This window comes from Nocardia nova NBRC 15556 (assembly GCF_001613005.1).
In the GTDB taxonomy this organism is placed as follows: domain Bacteria; phylum Actinomycetota; class Actinomycetes; order Mycobacteriales; family Mycobacteriaceae; genus Nocardia; species Nocardia nova.
This window is the reverse complement of the sequence record NZ_BDBN01000037.1, coordinates 1-18,712: the sequence shown is the minus strand read 5'-3', so window position 1 is coordinate 18,712 and position 18,712 is coordinate 1. Positions and strand designations below refer to the sequence as shown.

Here is an 18,712-nt window from a genome sequence, read left to right as displayed (position 1 = left end):
TTTCACAGCGTACGCGAGCGCTCGCCGGACGCCCTCCGATCGCGGTGACGGCCCCCGTTCGGATCGCGCCGAAACGGGTATGTTGGTCAGCGGCGAATCGTCGCCACGCCGCGGACAGCGGCGCAGATCGGAATACGCCGGAGGTATCGAAGTGGCGAAATGCGGTACGAATCGCCTCGCGCTGGGGTCGGCCCGATGAGCGGCGAGCGGGTGTCACCGCTGCTGCGCACCGAGCAGCGCACGGAAGGTTCGGCCGTGGTCGTGACCGTGGCCGGTGAGGTGGACATGAATTCCGCGCCGGAGTTGCAATCGGCTCTCGACCGGGCGCTGCAGGCCGAGCCCACCGCCGTGGTGCTGGATATGACCGAGGTCCGTTTCCTCGGATCGGCCGGGCTGAGCGTGCTGCTGGCCACCTCCCAGTCCACCGCGACGGGCGGTCTGCGAGTGGTCGCGTCGCCCGCGGTGCGCCGCCCGATCGAGGTGACCGCGCTGGACGCGTTGCTGCGTCTGTTCCCGACCGTCGCGGACGCGCTGGCCGCGCCGGAGCAGACCACCTCGGCCTGATCCGGCGCCCGCCCGGCGCGTTCCTCGCCGCCGGCGTCATCGCTGTCGTGGCAACCGGACGACCTGAACGAAGAATTCGTCGATGTGCTTGATCGCGGCGATGAATTGATCCAGGTCGACCGGTTTGGTCACGTAGGCGTTCGCGTGCAGTCGATAACTGCGCAGAATGTCCTCTTCGGCTGCCGACGTGGTGAGTACGACCACCGGAATATGGCTGAGGTCCGGATCGGATTTGATCTTTTCCAGAACCTGGCGGCCGTCGTATTTCGGCAGGTTCAGATCGAGCAGAATCAGATCGGGCCGCGGCGCCTGCGCGAATTCCCCCTGCCGGTAGAGGAAGTCGAGCGCTTCCTGACCGTCGTGGGCGACGTGCAGCGTATTGCCGATCTTGTTGTCCTCGAACGCCTCCCGGGTCATCAACTCGTCGCCGGGGTCGTCCTCCACGAGCAGGATGTCGATGGGCTGGCTCACCGGTGCGGTCATGCGTCGGCTCCTTCGGATACGGGTTCGAGCGGTGCGAGCGTGGCGGCCTGGGTCGCCAGGGTGAAACGGAACCGGGCGCCCCCGGTGTATTCGGTGTCGATCCACAGATTGCCACCGTGGTACTCGACGATCTTCTTGCACAGCGCCAGGCCGATGCCGGTGCCGCTGTAGTCCTCCCGATTGTGCAGGCGCTGGAAGATCACGAAGATCTTGTCCGCGAATTCCGGCGGGATGCCGATGCCGTTGTCGGACACCGAGAATTGCCATTCGTCCAGGTGATCGCCCGGCTCGCACTCGATGCGCACGACCGGCGCGGTACCGGGGGTATGGAATTTCACGGCATTGCCGATGAGGTTCTGCCACAACATCGTCAGCAGCGTCGGCTGGCCCGCGACTTCGGGCAACTGCTCCGGACGCTCGATCACCGCGCCGGATTCCTCGATCGCGCCGGACAGGTTGTCCATCGCCGAATTCAGCGTCGAGTCCAGGGCGACGAGCTCGTTGCCCTCGATCACCCGGCCCACGCGCGAGAACGTCAGCAGATCGTTGATCAGCCGCTGCATCCGCTTGGCGCCGTCGACCGCGTAGTCGATGTACTGTTTGGCCCGCTCGTCGAGCTGATCGCCGTAACGCTTCTCCAGCAACTGACAGAACGCGGCGACCTTGCGCAGCGGCTCCTGCAGGTCGTGGGAGGCGACGTAGGCGAACTGCTCGAGTTCGGCGTTCGAGCGGCGCAGTTGGACCGTCTGGCGATCCAGATCGTCGGCCTGCCGGGCGAGCTGCAGCTCCTGCGCCCGCGAGGACCCCAGTTCGGAGACGATGCGCACGCGCATCTCCTCGACCGCGTCGGCGACCGTGGCCAGGTCGGCCGGGCCGTGCGCCTCGATGTGATGATCGAATTCGCCGGCCGAGACCCGCCGGGACGCCTCGGTGAGCTCGTCGAGCGGGCGAGCGACCAGCCGCCGGATCAGCACGGTCAGTGCCAGGCCGGTGAGCAGGATGAGGACCACCACCGCGATCAGCACGCTGTCGCGCACGGTGCGCGCGTGATCGAGGTCGCGGCGGTCCGTGGCGATCGCGGCCGCGGAATCCGCGTTCTGCGCGGCGAACTTCTTGCGCAACTCGTCGAACAAGGCCTTGCCACGGGTGACCAGGGCGGAGGATTCGGCCGGCGATACCTTGCCCGCCGCCGCGATCATCGGCTGCACGTATTCGGAACGCCAGCGCTGGGCGGCGGCCTCGACGGCGTCCAGATCGTCGAGCAGTGTGGTGCGGCCGGCGGCCAGCTCACGCAGGCGGCCCGCGGCGGTGGCCTCGTCGGCGACACCCTGGTTGTAGGGCTGCATGAACTGCTCATCGGCCGAGATCGCGTAGCCGCGCAGGCCGGTTTCCTGGTTGACCAGGGCGGCCTGCAGCCGATAGGCCTCGGTCGCGGCCGGCTGGGCGCGATCGAGCAGCCGGTCTTCGATGGCGTCGGTATGGGCGATCACTTGCGCGGAGGCGATCGCACCGGCGATCACCACCACGAGCATCAGGGCGAGGACCAGCTGAAACCACATCTGTGCGGTGAGCCGGCCGACGATCCCCTCGCGGTGTCGGACGTCGCTCACCGGACCCACTCACCCCCGTGCCAGCGCAGATAGACGATCGCCAAATCGTCGTCGAGTCCGCCGGCCGGGGCAGCCGCGGATTCGACCTGGCCCAGCAGTTCGTCCAGATAACGGGCGGGCTGTTCGACCGACACCCCTTGCGCCATCGCCAGCAGGCCGTCCTCGCCCAGCCAGTCGCCCGCACCGGTACGCACCTCGAACAGGCCGTCGGTGAACAGCACCAGCCCGGTACCGGCCGGCATGGCCACCTCCGTGACCGGCCAGTCCGTCCGGCCCGGCATGAAGCCCAGGGCCGGTCCGCCGGGCACCTCCAGCCATTCGGTGCCGGTCGGCGAGTGGACGAGCATGCCGGGGTGACCGGCCCGGATCACCTCCACGGCGCCGCGACCGGGCGGGGCGTACAGCGTGGTGAGGGTGGCGAAGGTCTGTGGTCCGGTGCGTTCGGCAACCAGCACCTCCTCCAGCAGTTGCAGCTGCCGGGGCCCGGTGATGCCGCTGAATACCAGTGTGCGCCAAGCCAACCGCAGACCCACGCCGATCGCGGCCTCGTCCGGGCCGTGGCCGGCCACATCGCCGATCAACGCGTGCACCGTGCCGTCGGCCTCCTGGACGACGTCGTAGAAATCGCCGCCGAGCAGCGAATGCGCGCGTCCGGGCCGATACCGCGAGACCACATCGACGATCGGCGCACCGCGCAGCAGTGGCTTGGGGAGCAGCCCGCGTTCCAGGCGGGCGTTCTCCTGGGCGCGCATGGTGCTCGCGCGCAGCGCCGCGGTGGTGCGCTCGGCCTGTTTGCGCTGAATCGCATAGCGCACGGCCCGGCCGAACCACTCCGGCTCGACCCGGCCCTTCACCAGATAGTCCTGCGCCCCGGCCGCCACCGCGGCCAGGCCGGTCTGTTCCTCGTCCAGGCCGGTCATCACCACGACCGCGACCTGATCGGTGTACTCGCGCAACTGCGCGAGCGCGTCCAAGCCGTGGGAGTCGGGCAGGTTCAGATCGAGCAGCACACAGTCGGGCAGGCCCGCGGCCAGCCACGCACCCGCTTCGGCGAGCGAGCGCACATGTTCCAGGCGCACACCGGGCGCACCGTCGGCAACGAGTTCCTCGACCAGCAGGGCATCCCCCGGGTCGTCCTCGACCAGCAGGATCGTCTGCCCGAGCGGGGAGGCGGTGCCCAGTGGCGTGACGCCGTCGAGGGGCGGGCGCACGGTGGAGCCGCGGCCGTCGTCTCGAACGGATGCGGAAGTGGGACCCTCGGACGAGTGGCCCGCGGAACGGCCGGATACATCGCGAAACCGCGGGGACTGTTCCATCACCGCGGCCGGGCGGGGCCGCGGGGTCGCGTCGCCGATGCGACGAGGTCGCACGATGTCGGCCCGCAGCGCACCGGCTGCATCGGACCGCGACGAGGGAACAGCAACCGTGCCTGGGACGGCACGCTTCGACAATGCTGCCTCCGATCAACGAAGTGGCGGCCCGAGCGCACGCCGACTTGCTCAGCGGCCCGTTTTTCGACCGTGAGGCTTGCCGATCCTATCGGACCCCGGCCGACCACGCTGCGCGCACCATGGGGCAGGCCACGATCAGGAGGTCGCGTCGGCACCTGCCCGAGATCGGAGGAGAGGCTGGTGCACCACCGTTTTCGCTACGAGAGGCGCCCCCGCGCGGATGGCGGCCGAGGTGCGCCGAAGGCGCAATTTCGCCGTCCACACCGCGACCACCGCCGCGTGCACCGCAATGACGATCAGTGATACCGAGCCGATCACCATGAGCAACGCAACCACGACTGATCCCGGTCCTCTCCGAGTTGGATGTCCTGTGTACCGACGGAAAGATGCCCCGAAACCCCCATACCAAACAGATAACGTGCGCGGGGCACGTCACATCCCGTCCGACCTGGTGTAACAACCGACCGCAATACGGCGGATACTGTGGAACGTGAGTACGGAACAGTCGCCACGCATCGCGCCGCTCGATCCCCTGACGAGCGTGCTCGGCGCCCAGTCCTGCGATCACGTCGGCTGGTTCCGATTCTGGTTCGCCGATCAGCGCTGGGAATGGTCGGACGAAGTGGCGCAGATGTACGGGTATCAGGGCGCCGATACTCAACCCACCACCGAACTGCTCATATCGCACAAACATCCGGACGACCGCGAGGAACTGGCGGCCAGCATCGCGATCTCGGTGAAAACCGGCGACCCGATCTGCGGCCAGCACCGCATCGTCGACGCCGACGGGGACACCCACGACATCATCGTCGTCGGCGAGCAGCTCACCGACGACGACGGCGCGGTGGTCGGGGCCAGCGGATATTTCGTCGACGTCACCGAGACGATCGCCGAGGAGCGCAACGACGCGCTGTCGGAGGTGCTGCCCGAGGTGATCGAGTCCCGCGCGGTGATCGAACAGGCCAAGGGCGCGCTGACGCTGGCCTACGGCATCAGTCCCGAACAGGCGTTCCGGGTGCTGAGCTGGCGTTCGCAGGAGACCAACACCAAGCTGCGGGATCTGGCCGCGCAGTTCATGCAGGAGTTCCGCCGCCTGAACGGGGAGAACACCGCCCTGCGCAGCCGGGTCGACCACATCGTCCTGACCGCCCACCGCCTGATCCCGCACGACTGAGCGCCGGTCGGTGCGGTCAGGAGACCGCTTCGGCGACGACGATCTCGCGGGTCGGGCCGGTGCCGACTGCCGTGGCGTGGGCGTCGATGCGCACCTCGGTGCGGCCGCGGATCGCGCGATCGCAGCGCACGGCCAGGTCGTGACGGTCGGTGCCCGGTTCCTCGATCGGCAGCAGGACGAGTTCGGCGACGATGCCCTTGGCGCGCAGGACGCGACGGGCCGAGTCGAGGAAGGTGTCCACACCGACGAAGCCGGGAACCGTCGACGTCTCGCCGGCGCCGTTCAGATAGCGCAGCCGGATCGGCTGTACCGGCGTGGCGGTGTCGACCGCGGCCTGGAACAGCGCGGGTCGCATCCGGCCGTGCGCCCGGCCACACCAGGTCGTGCCCTCGGGGAACAGGCCGACCCGCTCCCCCGCCGCCAGCCGTGCCGACATCGCCGCGATCACCTCGGGCAGCTGCCGCAACCGATCCCGATCGATCGGGATCACTCGCATGAGCCGGGCCAGCTGCCCCAGCACCGGCCACGACACCAGATCGCCGCGGGCCACGAAGCCCATCGGCGAGAACGCCGCCAACGCCAGCACATCGGACCATCCGACGTGCGCGGCCACCACCAGCAGGCCGCGCCCGGAATCACCCGCAGCACCGCCGCCGCGCACCGCACTCTCGACTCGCACCGCGCCCGCGTCGACCGCGCCCCGCTCGTCGACGACACGCAAAGCGATTCCGCAGCAGCGCAAGGCAGCCCGTGCGTACCGGCGATGCAAGGCCGTCCGCCGGGCAGCCGGCGTCACCACGTTCACCACCGGAAACGCCACCAGCAACCCCACCACACCCGCGATCCGCGCCACAGTCCGCACCGTGCCCGCGGTGTCGGGCACGGCCACACAGCCGGCGCCGCACGGACTCGCGGGCATCCATGCGTGGACCGCCGGTTCCGCCACGGGCCGAGGATCGAACGGCGTCTCCACTGCCGCGCCGGCGGCCTCGGCCGCGGTCCGGCCGACAGTGTCCGCGCCGCTTCGGAAATCGGTTGTCTCGGTCATCGTGCTCCTCCGCCCGTATCGCGGGCCCGCGCGGCATCGCCTTCCGACGCGCGGGCGTCTGTGCCTTCCGACGCGCGAGCGTCCATGGCTCCCGCGGCGCTCTGCAGGCGTTCCAGGTAGCGGGTGTTGATCGTTTCCAGGCCGAGGAGGGCGACGAAATCCGCGACGCCGAAATCCGGGTCGTGGGCCGGTTCACCGCAGATCTCGGCGCCCAGGCGCAGATAACCGCGCAGCAGCGGGGGAAGTTTCGGCCGGGCCGGGGCGGCCAGTTCGTCGAGCCCGCGGCCGTCGACCACGACCGGGCGGTACGGGCGCACGCGGCGGGCCGGATCACCGGCGTGCTTGCTCAGCAACAGATCCCGGACCGCGGCCACGTTCGCGCCGGGCGGATCGGCGGGGGTGTCGCGCATCGGCACCGAGACGCAGCCCATCACCCAGTCGTAGCCGGTGAGCTGGATGTAGTGCAGGATTCCGGCCCACATCAGGGTCAGCACCGAGCCGTTGCGATGGTCCGGAACCACGCAGGCGCGGCCCATTTCGACGATCCGGCGTCCTTCGGGATCCATGGCGCTCAGATCGAATTCGGTGGCCGTGTAGTACCCGCCGGCGGCGCGCACCTTGTCCGGCGGCAGCATCCGGTAGCAGCCGACGAATTCGCCGGAGGCGTCGTCGCGGACCAGCAGATGATCGCAGTGCTCGTCGAACCGGTCGGCGTCCAGGCCCTCGGCGCTGAAGGGAATGTCGAATCCGGGTTCGCCGGCGAACACCCGGTAGCGCAGCCGCTGCGCGGCCCGGCGATGGTCGAGATCGGAGGACACAACCAGGGAGTACTGTGGCGCCGCCACCCCTGGGCCTGTCGTGCGGGTCGGGTTCAGCACGGACGATGGCGTCATGGTGTCGATGAAGCCAGGCCGATTCGGCGAGGCGGCGACGTTCGAGTGTCGAGCGAATGCCAGTCCGGTGAACGAGATCCCCGTCACACCGAACGTTCACTGCGTCGTTCCCCCGAGTTGGCCCACACGCCCGAAACCGCCACGTCGGACGCACCGGCGTGGCGGTAACGAGTAGCGGTCAGGCGTTCTCGCGGGCGAAGCTGCGGGCGCCGACCACCATCAGCAGTACGGCCACCGCAACCGTCAGCCCGGTGCCGAGATAGACCTCGGTGACCGCGAAATCACCGCGGAACAATGCCCGCGCGGCCTCGACGGTGTGCTGGAACGGATTGATGTCGGCGATGATCCGCAGCCAGTGCGGCGCCAGGCTCATCGGCAGCAGGATGCCCGACAGCAGCATCAGCGGCACCGAGACGCTGTTGAGCACCGACGCCAAGGTGTCCTCCGAACGCGCCCACAGCGCCAGCGCATACGACCCCGAGGCCAGCCCGGCCGCCATCACCGAAATCAGCAGCACCGAGGCGATCAGCCCGAAAGCGCTGGGCCGCAACGAGAATGCCGCCATCGCGACCGCGACCAGGACCAGCGCCTGCACGATCAGCACGACCATATCCTTGAGCACCCGGCCCACCAGCAGTGCGCCGCGGTGGGCCGGGGTGACGCGCTGGCGTTCGATCACGCCGGCCCGCAGTTCCTGCACCATCGCGAATCCCGCGAACATGGAACCGAACAGTCCGACCTGGATGACCAGGGCGGGCGTCAGCACCTTCCAGGGGTCGGTATCGGCGCCCAGCGCGGGTGCGATCGCCTTCACCAGCGGACCGAACAACACCAGATACAGCACGGGCTGACTCAATCCGATGATCACCCACACCGGATTGCGCAGCTGCGTGCGCAGTTGCGACCAGAACACCAGCCCGGTCTCCCGCAGAAAACTCATTTTCCCTCCCGCAGCGAACGCCCGGTGACGGTGAGGAACACATCGTCGAGGCTCGGTCGTTTCACGGTCAGCGCGCCGGGCACGATGCCGTGCTCGTCCAGTGCGCGCAGCAGCGGCACCACGGCGGCATCGCCGCGCGCCACCGTCAGATGCACCAGTCCGTCGGCGCGCAGCTTCGAGCGCAACTCCAGCACCGAGTCGGCGATCTCGATCGCGAGATCGGCCTGTGCGTCGGCGGTGTCGAGGCTGATCACATCGCCGGAGATCCGCTGTTTCAACTCGTCCGGCGTGCCGGAGGCGACGATGCCGCCGTGATCCATGACCAGGATCCGGTCGCACAGCGCGTCGGCTTCCTCCAGGTAGTGCGTGGTGAGCACGATCGTCGTGCCCTCGGACCGCAACCGCCGCACATGTTCCCAGAGGTTCGCGCGGCTCTGCGGGTCCAGCCCGGTGGTCGGCTCGTCCAGGTAGACCAGTCGCGGACGATGCACCAGGCCGAGCGCGATATCGACGCGGCGGCGCTGCCCGCCGGACAGCTCGCGGCAGCGCCGACGGCCGAGTCCGTCCAGTTCCAGCGTCCGCAGGAGGTGTTCGGCACTCGCCGTCGCCTCGGCCTTGCTCAGCCCGAAAAGCCTTGCCTGCAGGACCAATTGGTCGATCACCAGCTCATCGTCGTTGGTCATGCCGCCCTGGGCGACGTACCCGATGCGAGCCCGCACCTCGCGCGGCGCCTCGCGGAGATCGGCGTCGGCGATCCGCGCCTGGCCCGCGGTCGGCGCGAGCAGCGTCGCGATCATCCGCAGGGTGGTGGTCTTACCGGCGCCGTTGGGACCGAGCAGTCCCACGATCTCGCCCTCGCGGACCTCGAAGTCCAAGCCGTTCACGGCCTGCACCGGTCCCGTTTTCGTCGTGAACGTCCGCGCCAGCCCCCGCACTCGGATCGCCGAGGTGCGGGTGCGGTCACGAACGGTAGCCGTCGTTTCCATACCGCACACGGTAGGAACGACGGCTCAAATAGTCAAGCTTTACTATTCAGTCTTGATCAACTGCGGCTCCGGCGTCGTCCCGCGGATGCTCGAAGAGGGTGTACGGCGCCGAGGACCAGACGTCCAGCTCGCCGTTCTCGATGCGCTGCAAGGTTTTTCGCGACCACTCTAAGTCGGCGCGGGTATGGGCGGCGGCCAGCGCGATCGCGTCGGCCACGTGATACGGCTCGGTTTCGGTCGGATCGCCGCTGCCGGACAGGATCCGCTGCTCCTCCCGCTCGAAATAGCCCAGATCGGCCTCGAACTTCAGAATGCGGCTGCGCAACGCCGCGATCACATCGCCGCGCGGCGCGAACGGGAACAGCGCCACCGCGGCGTGATACGGATGTTTCGGCTGCTCGGCCGACCACAGACCCTCCCGGATCAGATCGGCGAGCACCTTCTCCCCCTCCGACGTCAGCCGATACGAGGTCCGTTCCGGGCGCGCGCCGTCCTGGCCCACGCCCTCTACGGCGATGAGCCCGTCGCGCTGCAGGGTGTTCAGCGCACCGTAGACCGATCCGGGTTTGACGTTGGCCCAGTCGTCGGCATGCCAGGACAGCAGCTCACGCCGCACGTCGTAACCGTGCACGGGTTGCAGCAGCCGCACCAGGGCCAGCACCAGCAGTCGAGTCGTCGGAACAGCCATACCGAAAATTCTGCCCCCGCTGCCCGGTACCCGCCGCCGCGACCCGGCCGATCACAGCGGGTTGTTCGGATCCCGTTCCGGCAGCGGGCGTTCGGTGATCACCGGGCGGCCCAGCGGATTGCGGACCCGGCGCTTGGCGGCCTGATAGACCTGAATCGTCTCCGCGGCCACCACATCCCAGGCGAAATCGGCGGTCAGCCGCGCGTGGGCCGCGTACGCACGCTGCTGCGCCGCGATCGGATCGTCGAGGACGGCCGTCACCGCCTCGACCAGTCCGGTCACATCCGCCGGTTCGAACGAAGCGCCGGTGACTCCGTCGACGACCAGCTCACCGAGCCCGCCGGCGGTGGAGGTCACCAGCGGCGTTCCGGCCGCGGCGGCCTCGAGGGCGACGATGCCGAACGGCTCGTAGCGGCTGGGCAGCACGATCGCGTCGGCGCCGTGCAGCCAGCCCAGTAGTTCGGCGTGGTCCAGGCGGCCGGCGAAATTCACCGCGCGGGCCACCCGATGGACCCGCGCGCGCTCGCGCAGCCATTCGAACTGCGTGCCCACCCCCGCGATGGTCAGCGTGGCGCCGGGATGTGCGCGACGGATCCGCGGCAGTGCGGCGATCGCGTCCTGCACGCCCTTCTCGTATTCCAGCCGGCCCACGTACAGCAGCCGCGGCGGACCCGAACGCGGCGCGCGGTCGCGAAATGTCCACGCCCCCACGTCGATTCCGTTGCGGATCACCGTCACCGGCACCAGTTCGGGGCCGTAGAGCTTTTCCACCTCGTCCTGCATCGAGGTCGAACAGGTGATGAGGGCATCGGATTCGCGGGCCAGCCACCACTCGACCGAATGGACCTGCTTGTTCACCCGGCCCGAAACCCAGCCGCTGTGGCGGCCCGCCTCGGTGGCATGAATGGTCGAGACCAGCGGCACGTCGTAGTACTCGGCCAGGGCGATCGCCGAATGCGCGACCAGCCAGTCGTGGGCGTGCACCACATCCGGCGTCCAGCCCTCGGCGATACCCGGTTTGCTCAACGCGATACCGGCGCGGACCATCGCATGCCCCATGGCGAGGGTCCAGGCGAGCATGTCCTCGCCGAAGTCGAAGGCGGGCGGATCCTCGGCGACGGCGACCACCAGCACCCGATCCTCGATGAAGGTGTGGGTGGGGTGCGTCGTGGCGTCGGTGCCCATCGGCCGGCGCGCCAGCACCACGACCTCGTGACCGGCGGCCGCCAGTTCGACGGCCAGATGATGGACGTGCCGGCCGAGCCCACCGACAACTACCGGTGGGTACTCCCACGACACCATCAAGATCTTCATGCCGGTCCTTCTGTTGCTCCCGCCGAGCGGTGACCGACTGCGGGGATGTCCGTACCTCGTGCGTCGAGTCGGCGCGCGTCGAGAGCGGGGAAGAATCCGTCGGCCGCGTACCATCCTGCCGCCAACTGCCGTGCTTTGGCGAGTTGGCCCGCGGTGACGGCCCCGGCGATCTCGCGGACGGCGTGCGCGTGCTGATGCGCGCGGTCGCGGGCATAGCCGGCCGCGGAGTCCTTGCTGACCATGAACGCCCAGTCGCTGGAGACGGCCAGAATCGCCTCGCGCAGCAGCTGATCGGCGACCGGATCACGCAGACCGTCGGACTGCGCGGCCATCTTGTCCAGGGTGTCCAGGGCCGCACGCACGATCTCGGCGTTGAGTTCGACCAGGTCGCGGACCTGATCGCCGGCCCACACCCGCCAGTCCTTACCCGAACCCCACGAGGAATCGGCCAGCTCGACGGGTTCGCCGACGAATCCGTCCGCCCGCGCGTCGGCGAGGGTGCCCACGGTGACCCCGGCCTCGGGCAGGGCGCGCAACACCTGTTCCAGCCACTGCGGCCCCTCGTGCCACCAGTGGCCGAACAGTTCGGTGTCGAAGGCCGCCACCACCAGCGCCGGCCGGCCGATCCGCTCGGATTCGGTGATCAGCCGTTCGCGCACGGTCGCCACGAAATCGGCCACATCGCGTTCGATCGCCGCCGCGGCGGCCACGGGATCGTAGGGCGCCTTGTCCGGACCCGCGACCTGCTTGCCGGTGACGCGGGACGGTTTGAGACCGGTCTCGTGGTCGTAGTGATGGAAGTCGCGGTAGTGGGCCTGGCCCGGATATCCGGATTTCGGCGACCACACGCGATAGCTGACCTGCAGATCCCGCCCGAACGCGACCACATCGCTGTCCCAGACGGGCCGGCCGAGGGTGGTGTCGCCGCGCAGCGCCGGACCGTCGACCATGAAATGCGTCACACCCGCTGCGGCATAGCCGCTTTCCATCCCCGGTGTGAAGCCGCATTCCGGCGCCCAGATCCCCGCCGGGGTGCGCCCCCAGCGATGCCGCGCGTCGGCCAGGCCTTCGCGCAACTGGAAGTCACGCAGGCGCGCGTCGAGCAGCGGCTGGAACGGATGCGCCAGCGGACCGCCCAGCAGTTCGATCGCCTCGGCGTCGATCAGCTCCCGCCACACCGGCGAACCGCCGTGCCGCCACCGCTGCTCGAAATCGGCGAGGGCCTCGGCGGCCAGTGCGTGTTCGTAGCCGCCCAGCTCGCGCTTGCCGGCCATCGATGCCTCGTCGGCGCGCATCTGCCAGTTCCCCAGCCAGTGGTGCATGGCCGCCAGCGCGTGCGGATCGTCGAGCTGGGCGGCCAGCACCGGCGTGATGCCGAAGCTGAGCAGATGCGAACGACCTTCCGCGGCAAGGGTTCTCAGCACCCGGGCGACCGGCAAATAGGACGCCGCCCACGATTGATACAGCCATTCCTCACCCACCGGCCAGCGGCCGTGATGGACCAGCCACGGCAGATGGGAATGCAGGACCAGGGTGAACCGGCCCGGCACCGCCCGCGAATCGCTCACGGCTTCACCGCGATGGCGACCAGATCGAGGCTGGCATCGATCTCCGGATCCCACGCCGGGACGGCCGAATTCGAGGCCGGACGCAGTTCGAAATCGTCGGTGCGGACACCGGCCACCGCCGCGGTCAGTTCGGTGGGCCAGGGTTCACCGGCCAGCGCCCGCTCGATCTGCGCGTCGATGAACGAGCCGCCCCACCGCTCGTCCAGAGCGACCAGCGCCGGGCCGTGATGCACACCGGCCATCACGTCGACGCGGAATCCGGCCTGCTCCAGCAGTTCCGCGAGTTCGGCGGCGTTCAGCTCGCGAGTGTGGAAGGGGTTCAAGGGCGTATCGCGACCGGGCGAGAAGGTGATCCGGTTCGGCGTGCTGATCAGCAGCTGCCCGCCGGGGCGCAGCACCCGCAGGCATTCGCGCAGGAATTGGCCCTGGTCCCAGAGATGTTCGATGACCTGGAAGTTCACCACCACATCGACCGAGGCGTCGTCGAGCGGCAGGTCGGCGAGATTGCCCTGGATCATCTCGACCCGGGGGTAGGCCGCGCGCACATGCTCCACCGCGCTGGTGTCGTAGTCCAGGCCGATCACCCGGGTGGCGACGTCGGCGATCATGTTCGCGCCGTAGCCCTCGCCGGAGCCCGCCTCCAGAACCGTTGCCCCGGCGCATCGTTCGAGCAGGCGCGCGTAGACGATCTCGTGTCGGCGGAACCAGTAGTTCTCCTCCGCGATACCCGGCACGGTCCGTTCGCCGGTCAGTGGCAGCGACTCCACCCCGGCAGACTCCCCGCTCACCGGGGAGACGACAGCCTCACTCATTGGATCGACGTTAGCGGTTGCCTGTATCACACCGGCGCCCGGACCGGCCATGGAGAACATCACACCCTAAGTTACCCGTGAGTAACTTAATGTAGGGTAATCTCCCGGACGGAGCTTTAGATGTGACGGAGCTTTTCACGTGGACGTACGGCCACCCGATCGTGCGACCCCACCTCACGTGCCACCAGAACAGGAGGTCGACGAAGACCAATGCCGAACATCGTCGTACTGATCAAGCAGGTTCCCGACACCTGGTCCGAGCGCAAGCTCAGCGATGGTGACTACACCCTCGACCGGGAGGCCGCCGACGCGATCCTGGACGAGATCAACGAGCGTGCCGTCGAAGAGGCTCTGCTGATCAAGGAAGCCCAGGGCGGCGAGGTCACCGTTCTCGCCATGGGCCCCGAGCGCGCCACCGAGGCCATCCGCAAGGCGCTGTCCATGGGTGCCGACAAGGCCATCCACGTCAAGGACGACGCCATCCACGGTTCCGACGCCGTGCAGACCGCGTGGGTGCTCGCCGGTGCGCTGGGCCAGATCGAAGGCATCGAGCTCGTCATCGCCGGTAACGAGGCCACCGACGGCCGCGCCGGCGCCGTGCCGGCCATCATCGCCGAGTACCTGGGCATCCCGCAGCTCACCCACCTGCGCAAGCTGACCGTCGACGGCGACAAGATCTCCGGCGAGCGCGAGACCGACGAGGGCGTGTTCAAGCTCGAGGCGAACCTGCCCGCCATCGTCTCGGTCACCGAGAAGATCAACGAACCCCGCTTCCCCTCCTTCAAGGGCATCATGGCCGCGAAGAAGAAGGAAGTGCAGACGTTCACGCTGGCCGACCTGGGCATCGACCCGTCGACCGTCGGCGTGGGCAATGCCGGCACCGCAGTCTCCGGTGTCACCCCGAAGCCGCCGCGCACCGCGGGCGAGAAGGTCGTCGACGAGGGCGAGGGCGGCAACCAGGTCGCGCAGTACCTCATCGGCCAGAAGATCATCTGAGCCCACCGAGCGCAATCACCACAGACTTCAGGAGAAGCAACATGGCAGAAGTACTCGTGCTCGTCGAGCACGCCGAAGGTGCCCCCAAGAAGGTCACTACCGAACTCCTCACCGCCGCCCGCACGCTGGGCACCCCGGCCGCGGTCGTGCTGGGTGCGCCCGGCACCGCCGACAAGCTGGCCGACGCGCTGACCTCGGCCGGTGCCGAGAAGATCTACGTCGCCGAGTCCGACGACGTCGAGGGCTTCCTGGTCACCCCGAAGGTCGACGTGCTCGCCGGTCTGGTCGAGTCGGCGTCGCCGGCCGCCGTGCTGGTCGCCGCGTCCGCCGAGGGCAAGGAGGTGTCGGGTCGCCTGGCCGCCCGCATCGGCTCCGGCCTGCTGGTCGACGTCATCGACGTCAAGTCCGACGGCACCGCGGTCCACTCCATCTTCGGTGGCGCGTTCACCGTGGACGCCAAGGCCACCGGCGACGTGCCGGTGATCTCGGTGCGCCCGGGTGCGATCGAGGCGGCTCCGCAGGCCGGCGCCGGTGAGAAGGTGACCGTCGAGGTTCCGGCTCAGGAAGAGGGCGTCACCAAGGTGACCTCCCGCGAGCCCGTCGTCGGTGGCGACCGTCCGGAACTCACCGAGGCCACCATCGTGGTCTCCGGTGGTCGCGGCGTCGGCAGCGAGGACAACTTCCACAAGGTCGTCGAGCCGCTGGCCGACGCGCTGGGTGCCGCGGTCGGCGCCTCGCGTGCCGCCGTCGACTCGGGCTACTACCCGGGCCAGTTCCAGGTCGGCCAGACCGGTAAGACCGTGTCGCCGCAGCTGTATGTGGCCCTGGGCATTTCGGGCGCGATCCAGCACCGCGCCGGCATGCAGACCTCGAAGACCATCGTCGCCGTCAACAAGGACGAAGAGGCGCCGATCTTCGAGATCAGCGACTACGGCATCGTGGGCGACCTGTTCAACGTCGCGCCGCAGCTGACCGAGGCGGTCAAGACCCACAAGGGCTGATCGAGACCCCTGCAGGGAGTACGGCTCGCCGAATCGGTACCTCGCGGTATCGGTTCGGCGAGCCGTCTGCGTTCCGTCCGCGTGCTCGGTCCGCGCTGTTCAGTCCGGTGGCCGCTGCGCCTGGTTCCCGCCGACGGTGATGCCGATGACGGTCGGTATGCACAGCGCCAGCCCCCACGGCACCGCGACCCAGAACGGCCAGAAGTACCCGGCGCCGGTGGCCAGCCAGATCACGACGCACAGGATGTTGACGAAGATCCACGGCGTCCACATGATCAGCACCCACGGCGGCACCCGCCCGGGCCGCGCGGCGCCCGGCCGATCCCGCACCGCGGGCAGATCCGACAGGATCGGCGACAACTCCCCGTAGGTACGCGCGGCGTAGACCTGCTGGACCCGATCGTCGAATTCGGCGAGATTCAATCGCCCCTCGTTCATCGCCGTGCGCAACCGCTCGACGATCTTCTCCCGGTCCGCGTCCGAGGCCCGCACGTGCTCGTTTCCCACGGCCCAAGCCTAGAGGCGACCATCGCCACACGCGGGGGAACATCACCCGGAACCACCTGGGGCAGGCGATAATCCGCTTGCGCTCCTCCGCTGCCCTCGGCCAGGCTGAGGCCGTGCCGACTCCGACCGGACCGCCGATCGCACTCCCACCCGAGGTCGTCGAGACCGTGAGCACGGTCTTCGGCGCGCGCGGCCGGACCTGGCTCACCGAACTTCCCGAGCGCGTCGAGGCGCTGTGCGCGCAGTGGCAGCTGACCTCGCTCGGCGCCGCCTTCGCCGGTGGCACCCACTCCTACGCCGCCCCCGTCCGCCGCGCCGACGGTTCGGTGGCGGTGCTGAAGATTCCGGTCGTCGACGAGGAGAACGTCGGCGAGGCGGCCGGCCTGTACTGCTACGACGGCGACGGAGCGGTCCGCCTCCACGACTACGACCCCGGTAGCGGCGCGCTCCTGCTCGAGTGTGCCCGGCCGGGCACGCCACTGCTGGCGCAGCCCGGATTCCCGAGCCTGGAAGGCCTGCCCGAACATGCGGACAAGGTCGATGTGGCCTGCCGGTTGTACCGGCGTCTGCGCCGCCCGCCCGTCGCGCTGCCGGACGGATATCCGGACATTCCCACCGTTTCCGCTGTGCTCGCCGACTGGTCCGTCCGCTTCGGGCAACCGAAATCCGAACTGGTCCACGCCGTTCCGTCCACCCTACTGGACGCCGCGGTGGCTCGATGCGCCGAACTCGCCCGGCCGCAGGGACCGCCGGTCCTCGTCAACCGCGATACCCACCTGGGCAATATCGTTGCCGCCGAACGGGAGCCGTGGCTGCTGATCGACCCGAAGCCGTATCTCGGTGAGGCCGCATTCGATATCGGTTTCCTGATCATGATTCGGATTCAGCGCTTGCCGACCGCCGAGCACGCGAAACGAATGGTCACCGATACGGCCGCGGCCACCGGCGTCGACCCCGGCCGCGCGTGCCGGTGGGCGTTTCTGCGGGCGATGGAGGAAATATCTTGGGCCCCCGACGATCACGCGCCCGCTGACCTGCGGTTACACCTCGCCGTCGCCACCGCCCTGAGCGGAATTGCGCCATCTTTCGAGGTGGGTTGAGCCGCACCGAAACAGGACGATTGCGAAACACCGGCGATGAAGATATTCCTACCGAGCCGTAGATAACGAATCGGTCGCTGCCACACGGAATTGCTGCTATCTTTGCTGTCGTCGGGTGCTGGGGCCGATCGGGATCCTCCCGCCGGTGGGTCGATGCTGAATTCGCCTGTCCGGTAAGCGCTTCGAGGTCTCCTCCAGGTTAGGTGCAGTATCATCCTGCCTGCCGCGTTCCCGCCGTCCGACCTGAGTGTTATCCCGGCCGCGCCGATCGCGGTCGTCGAGTTGGAAAGGACGAAGCGGCCGGAAATCCGGCACCGAGGGAACTGATGAATCAAGCTACCGCCGTGACTCTTTCGTGGATCCTCGCCGCCATTCTGATACTGACGATCGCGGGAGCTCTGTACGCCGCGTATTACGCGTCGCAGCAGCGCGCCCGTGCCCGCAGTGCCGAGGCGGAATTGCGCGCCCACGAGGACGAGCTCGAACATTTCACGAGCACCACAATGGGTTTGGTGGCCGACTCGGTGCGCCGCGCCGAATCGACGGTCGAATTGCCCGCCATCGACCGCGGCGGTTCTCGCTTCGCCCAGCTGCTGCAGCGGCTGACCGAGCGTTACGCCGACGACCTGCACCGAGTGGCCGCCGAAACCCATGAGCGCACCAGCCATGAGCTGGAATACGAGAAGCAGCAGGCGATCTCCGCCACCGAGGCCAGCATCCGCGAGCAGGTCGAGAACGCCTCCCGCGAGGCGACCAGCGCCGCGGTCCGCGCGTTCGGCACCTCCGTGGTCAGCCTGGGCGCCGACGTCGGCCAGGTGGTGAGCGCCGCACTGCGCCAGCACCGCGGGGACGACGTCTACGAGACGCTGATCCGCATCGACCACAGCGTCCAGCAGATGATCCGCCAGGCGCAGTCGTACGTGATCGTCTGTGGCGGTCTGCCCGGTCGCCGCTGGCCGCAGCAGTCGCTGACCGACATCGTCGGCGGCGCCATCGGCCGCGTCCGCGACTTCACCCGGATCCGGCCGCAGCAGCTCGACCGGGTGATCATCAGCCGTGCGGTCGAACCGCTCGTGCACACGATGGCCACCCTGCTGGACAACGCGCTGCGTTACTCGCCGCCCACCTCCTTCGTGGACGTCACCTTCCAGGAAGGCCACCACGGCCTGACGGTGATCATCGACGACGCCGGCGTGCGGATGAACCCCGAACAGATGGAAGAGGCCCGCCAGGTCCTCGCCGGCGAGCGCACCGTCGACATCCACCAACTGGGCCCGACCCCGCGGGTGGGTTTCCCGGGCATCGCCGCACTGGCCCGCCGCTACGGCTTCACCGTGTACATCGACGGACCCAATATCTACGGTGGTATGCGCGCGATGGTCTACGTACCCGAGGGACTGCTGGCCGCGCGGCCCGACAACCTCGAAAGCGTTACGGCGCCACCGATTTCCACGCCGATCGAGGTCGCCGCGGCACCCGCCGCGGTCGGGAGCGCGCATGGCCGCCCCGGCCCCGGTGACCCTCTCCGCGGCACCGGCCGCGCCGGTCGCCGAGGCGGAACCGCTGCCGGCCGCGGA

18 protein-coding genes are annotated in these 18,712 nt (G+C 68.9%); 6 read left to right on the top strand and 12 right to left on the bottom strand.

Annotated elements, in window-relative coordinates; translation table 11 throughout:
- Positions 1–195: 195 nt before the first annotated feature.
- Positions 196–564 carry an STAS domain-containing protein gene (locus NN2_RS15970; protein ID WP_063014556.1) on the top strand — a complete coding sequence of 123 codons (369 nt, stop codon included), beginning with the start codon at positions 196–198 and terminating at the stop codon, positions 562–564.
- Positions 565–600: 36 nt separating this feature from the next.
- On the opposite strand, the gene NN2_RS15965 is transcribed toward NN2_RS15970, so the two are convergent.
- Genes NN2_RS15965 through NN2_RS15955 form a run of 3 tightly spaced genes read right to left on the bottom strand, consistent with a single transcriptional unit; the run spans position 601 to position 3,868 of the window.
- The gene (locus NN2_RS15965; RefSeq protein ID WP_030515710.1) at positions 601–1,047 is read right to left on the bottom strand and encodes a response regulator; all 447 of its coding nucleotides are present in this window, start codon (positions 1,045–1,047) and stop codon (positions 601–603) included.
- Entirely contained in the window at positions 1,044–2,606 is a 1,563-nt protein-coding gene (locus NN2_RS15960; RefSeq protein ID WP_063014554.1) for a sensor histidine kinase, read from the bottom strand. The genes NN2_RS15965 and NN2_RS15960 overlap by 4 nt, the downstream gene beginning before the upstream one ends.
- Before the next feature lie 47 nt (positions 2,607–2,653).
- A complete protein-coding gene (locus tag NN2_RS15955) occupies positions 2,654–3,868 on the bottom strand; it encodes a PP2C family protein-serine/threonine phosphatase (protein WP_245658728.1) in 1,215 nt (404 codons plus the stop codon).
- Between the two features lie 730 nt (positions 3,869–4,598).
- Between NN2_RS15955 and NN2_RS15945 the strand changes: the two genes are divergently transcribed.
- Positions 4,599–5,282 (top strand): PAS and ANTAR domain-containing protein, encoded by a 684-nt coding sequence (locus NN2_RS15945; RefSeq protein WP_245658727.1) that lies wholly within the window; start codon positions 4,599–4,601, stop codon positions 5,280–5,282.
- Positions 5,283–5,298: 16 nt separating this feature from the next.
- Here the strand turns inward: NN2_RS15945 and NN2_RS15940 are convergent, their stop codons facing one another.
- The 8 genes from NN2_RS15940 to NN2_RS15905 all read right to left on the bottom strand — a co-directional run bounded on the left by NN2_RS15940 (position 5,299) and on the right by NN2_RS15905 (position 13,531).
- The gene (locus NN2_RS15940) at positions 5,299–6,330 is read right to left on the bottom strand and encodes a lysophospholipid acyltransferase family protein (protein WP_245658726.1); all 1,032 of its coding nucleotides are present in this window, start codon (positions 6,328–6,330) and stop codon (positions 5,299–5,301) included.
- On the bottom strand, positions 6,327–7,223 hold the full coding sequence (locus tag NN2_RS15935) for a GNAT family N-acetyltransferase (RefSeq protein WP_082857024.1): 897 nt from the start codon (positions 7,221–7,223) through the stop codon (positions 6,327–6,329). Before NN2_RS15935 ends, NN2_RS15940 begins: the two co-directional genes overlap by 4 nt.
- 178 nt (positions 7,224–7,401) lie before the next feature.
- A complete protein-coding gene (locus tag NN2_RS15930; RefSeq protein WP_030515703.1) occupies positions 7,402–8,163 on the bottom strand; it encodes an ABC transporter permease in 762 nt (253 codons plus the stop codon).
- Positions 8,160–9,149 carry an ABC transporter ATP-binding protein gene (locus tag NN2_RS15925; protein WP_063014436.1) on the bottom strand — a complete coding sequence of 330 codons (990 nt, stop codon included), beginning with the start codon at positions 9,147–9,149 and terminating at the stop codon, positions 8,160–8,162. Before NN2_RS15925 ends, NN2_RS15930 begins: the two co-directional genes overlap by 4 nt.
- A gap of 46 nt (positions 9,150–9,195) precedes the next feature.
- Entirely contained in the window at positions 9,196–9,837 is a 642-nt protein-coding gene (locus NN2_RS15920) for a PadR family transcriptional regulator (RefSeq protein ID WP_063014434.1), read from the bottom strand.
- A gap of 51 nt (positions 9,838–9,888) precedes the next feature.
- Positions 9,889–11,151, bottom strand: a complete 1,263-nt coding sequence (locus NN2_RS15915) for a glycosyltransferase family 4 protein (RefSeq protein ID WP_030515700.1) — start codon at positions 11,149–11,151, stop codon at positions 9,889–9,891.
- Entirely contained in the window at positions 11,148–12,719 is a 1,572-nt protein-coding gene (locus NN2_RS15910; RefSeq protein ID WP_063014431.1) for a 1,4-alpha-glucan branching protein domain-containing protein, read from the bottom strand. Before NN2_RS15910 ends, NN2_RS15915 begins: the two co-directional genes overlap by 4 nt.
- Entirely contained in the window at positions 12,716–13,531 is an 816-nt protein-coding gene (locus NN2_RS15905) for a class I SAM-dependent methyltransferase (RefSeq protein ID WP_063014428.1), read from the bottom strand. The genes NN2_RS15910 and NN2_RS15905 overlap by 4 nt, the downstream gene beginning before the upstream one ends.
- A gap of 210 nt (positions 13,532–13,741) precedes the next feature.
- Between NN2_RS15905 and NN2_RS15900 the strand changes: the two genes are divergently transcribed.
- Together NN2_RS15900 and NN2_RS15895 are read left to right on the top strand one after the other, a co-directional pair.
- Positions 13,742–14,527 (top strand): electron transfer flavoprotein subunit beta/FixA family protein, encoded by a 786-nt coding sequence (locus NN2_RS15900; RefSeq protein ID WP_030515697.1) that lies wholly within the window; start codon positions 13,742–13,744, stop codon positions 14,525–14,527.
- A 41-nt stretch (positions 14,528–14,568) separates the two neighbouring features.
- Entirely contained in the window at positions 14,569–15,528 is a 960-nt protein-coding gene (locus tag NN2_RS15895; protein WP_030515696.1) for an electron transfer flavoprotein subunit alpha/FixB family protein, read from the top strand.
- A 99-nt stretch (positions 15,529–15,627) separates the two neighbouring features.
- On the opposite strand, the gene NN2_RS15890 is transcribed toward NN2_RS15895, so the two are convergent.
- Complete coding sequence (locus tag NN2_RS15890) at positions 15,628–16,035, bottom strand: DUF1707 domain-containing protein (RefSeq protein WP_063014426.1); 408 nt, start codon at positions 16,033–16,035, stop codon at positions 15,628–15,630.
- A 113-nt stretch (positions 16,036–16,148) separates the two neighbouring features.
- Here NN2_RS15890 and NN2_RS15885 point away from each other — a divergent pair, with 113 nt between their 5' ends.
- Together NN2_RS15885 and NN2_RS15880 are read left to right on the top strand one after the other, a co-directional pair.
- Complete coding sequence (locus NN2_RS15885; RefSeq protein ID WP_082857018.1) at positions 16,149–17,135, top strand: aminoglycoside phosphotransferase family protein; 987 nt, start codon at positions 16,149–16,151, stop codon at positions 17,133–17,135.
- A 344-nt stretch (positions 17,136–17,479) separates the two neighbouring features.
- Positions 17,480–18,712 (top strand): ATP-binding protein (locus NN2_RS15880; RefSeq protein ID WP_174554976.1); only part of this gene is annotated, 1,233 nt, incomplete at its 3' end.

What these genes read in the sequence shown, in the direction of transcription:
- NN2_RS15925 (WP_063014436.1), bottom strand. Translation starts at nt 9,149, where the DNA reads ATGGAAACGACGGCTACCGTTCGTGACCGCACCCGCACCTCGGCGATC.
- NN2_RS15900 (WP_030515697.1), top strand. Translation starts at nt 13,742, where the DNA reads ATGCCGAACATCGTCGTACTGATCAAGCAGGTTCCCGACACCTGGTCC.
- NN2_RS15895 (WP_030515696.1), top strand. Translation starts at nt 14,569, where the DNA reads ATGGCAGAAGTACTCGTGCTCGTCGAGCACGCCGAAGGTGCCCCCAAG.
- NN2_RS15930 (WP_030515703.1), bottom strand. Translation starts at nt 8,163, where the DNA reads ATGAGTTTTCTGCGGGAGACCGGGCTGGTGTTCTGGTCGCAACTGCGC.
- NN2_RS15970 (WP_063014556.1), top strand. Translation starts at nt 196, where the DNA reads ATGAGCGGCGAGCGGGTGTCACCGCTGCTGCGCACCGAGCAGCGCACG.
- NN2_RS15915 (WP_030515700.1), bottom strand. Translation starts at nt 11,151, where the DNA reads ATGAAGATCTTGATGGTGTCGTGGGAGTACCCACCGGTAGTTGTCGGT.
- NN2_RS15965 (WP_030515710.1), bottom strand. Translation starts at nt 1,047, where the DNA reads ATGACCGCACCGGTGAGCCAGCCCATCGACATCCTGCTCGTGGAGGAC.
- NN2_RS15920 (WP_063014434.1), bottom strand. Translation starts at nt 9,837, where the DNA reads ATGGCTGTTCCGACGACTCGACTGCTGGTGCTGGCCCTGGTGCGGCTG.
- NN2_RS15960 (WP_063014554.1), bottom strand. Translation starts at nt 2,606, where the DNA reads ATGTGGTTTCAGCTGGTCCTCGCCCTGATGCTCGTGGTGGTGATCGCC.
- NN2_RS15935 (WP_082857024.1), bottom strand. Translation starts at nt 7,223, where the DNA reads ATGACGCCATCGTCCGTGCTGAACCCGACCCGCACGACAGGCCCAGGG.
- NN2_RS15905 (WP_063014428.1), bottom strand. Translation starts at nt 13,531, where the DNA reads ATGAGTGAGGCTGTCGTCTCCCCGGTGAGCGGGGAGTCTGCCGGGGTG.
- NN2_RS15940 (WP_245658726.1), bottom strand. Translation starts at nt 6,330, where the DNA reads ATGACCGAGACAACCGATTTCCGAAGCGGCGCGGACACTGTCGGCCGG.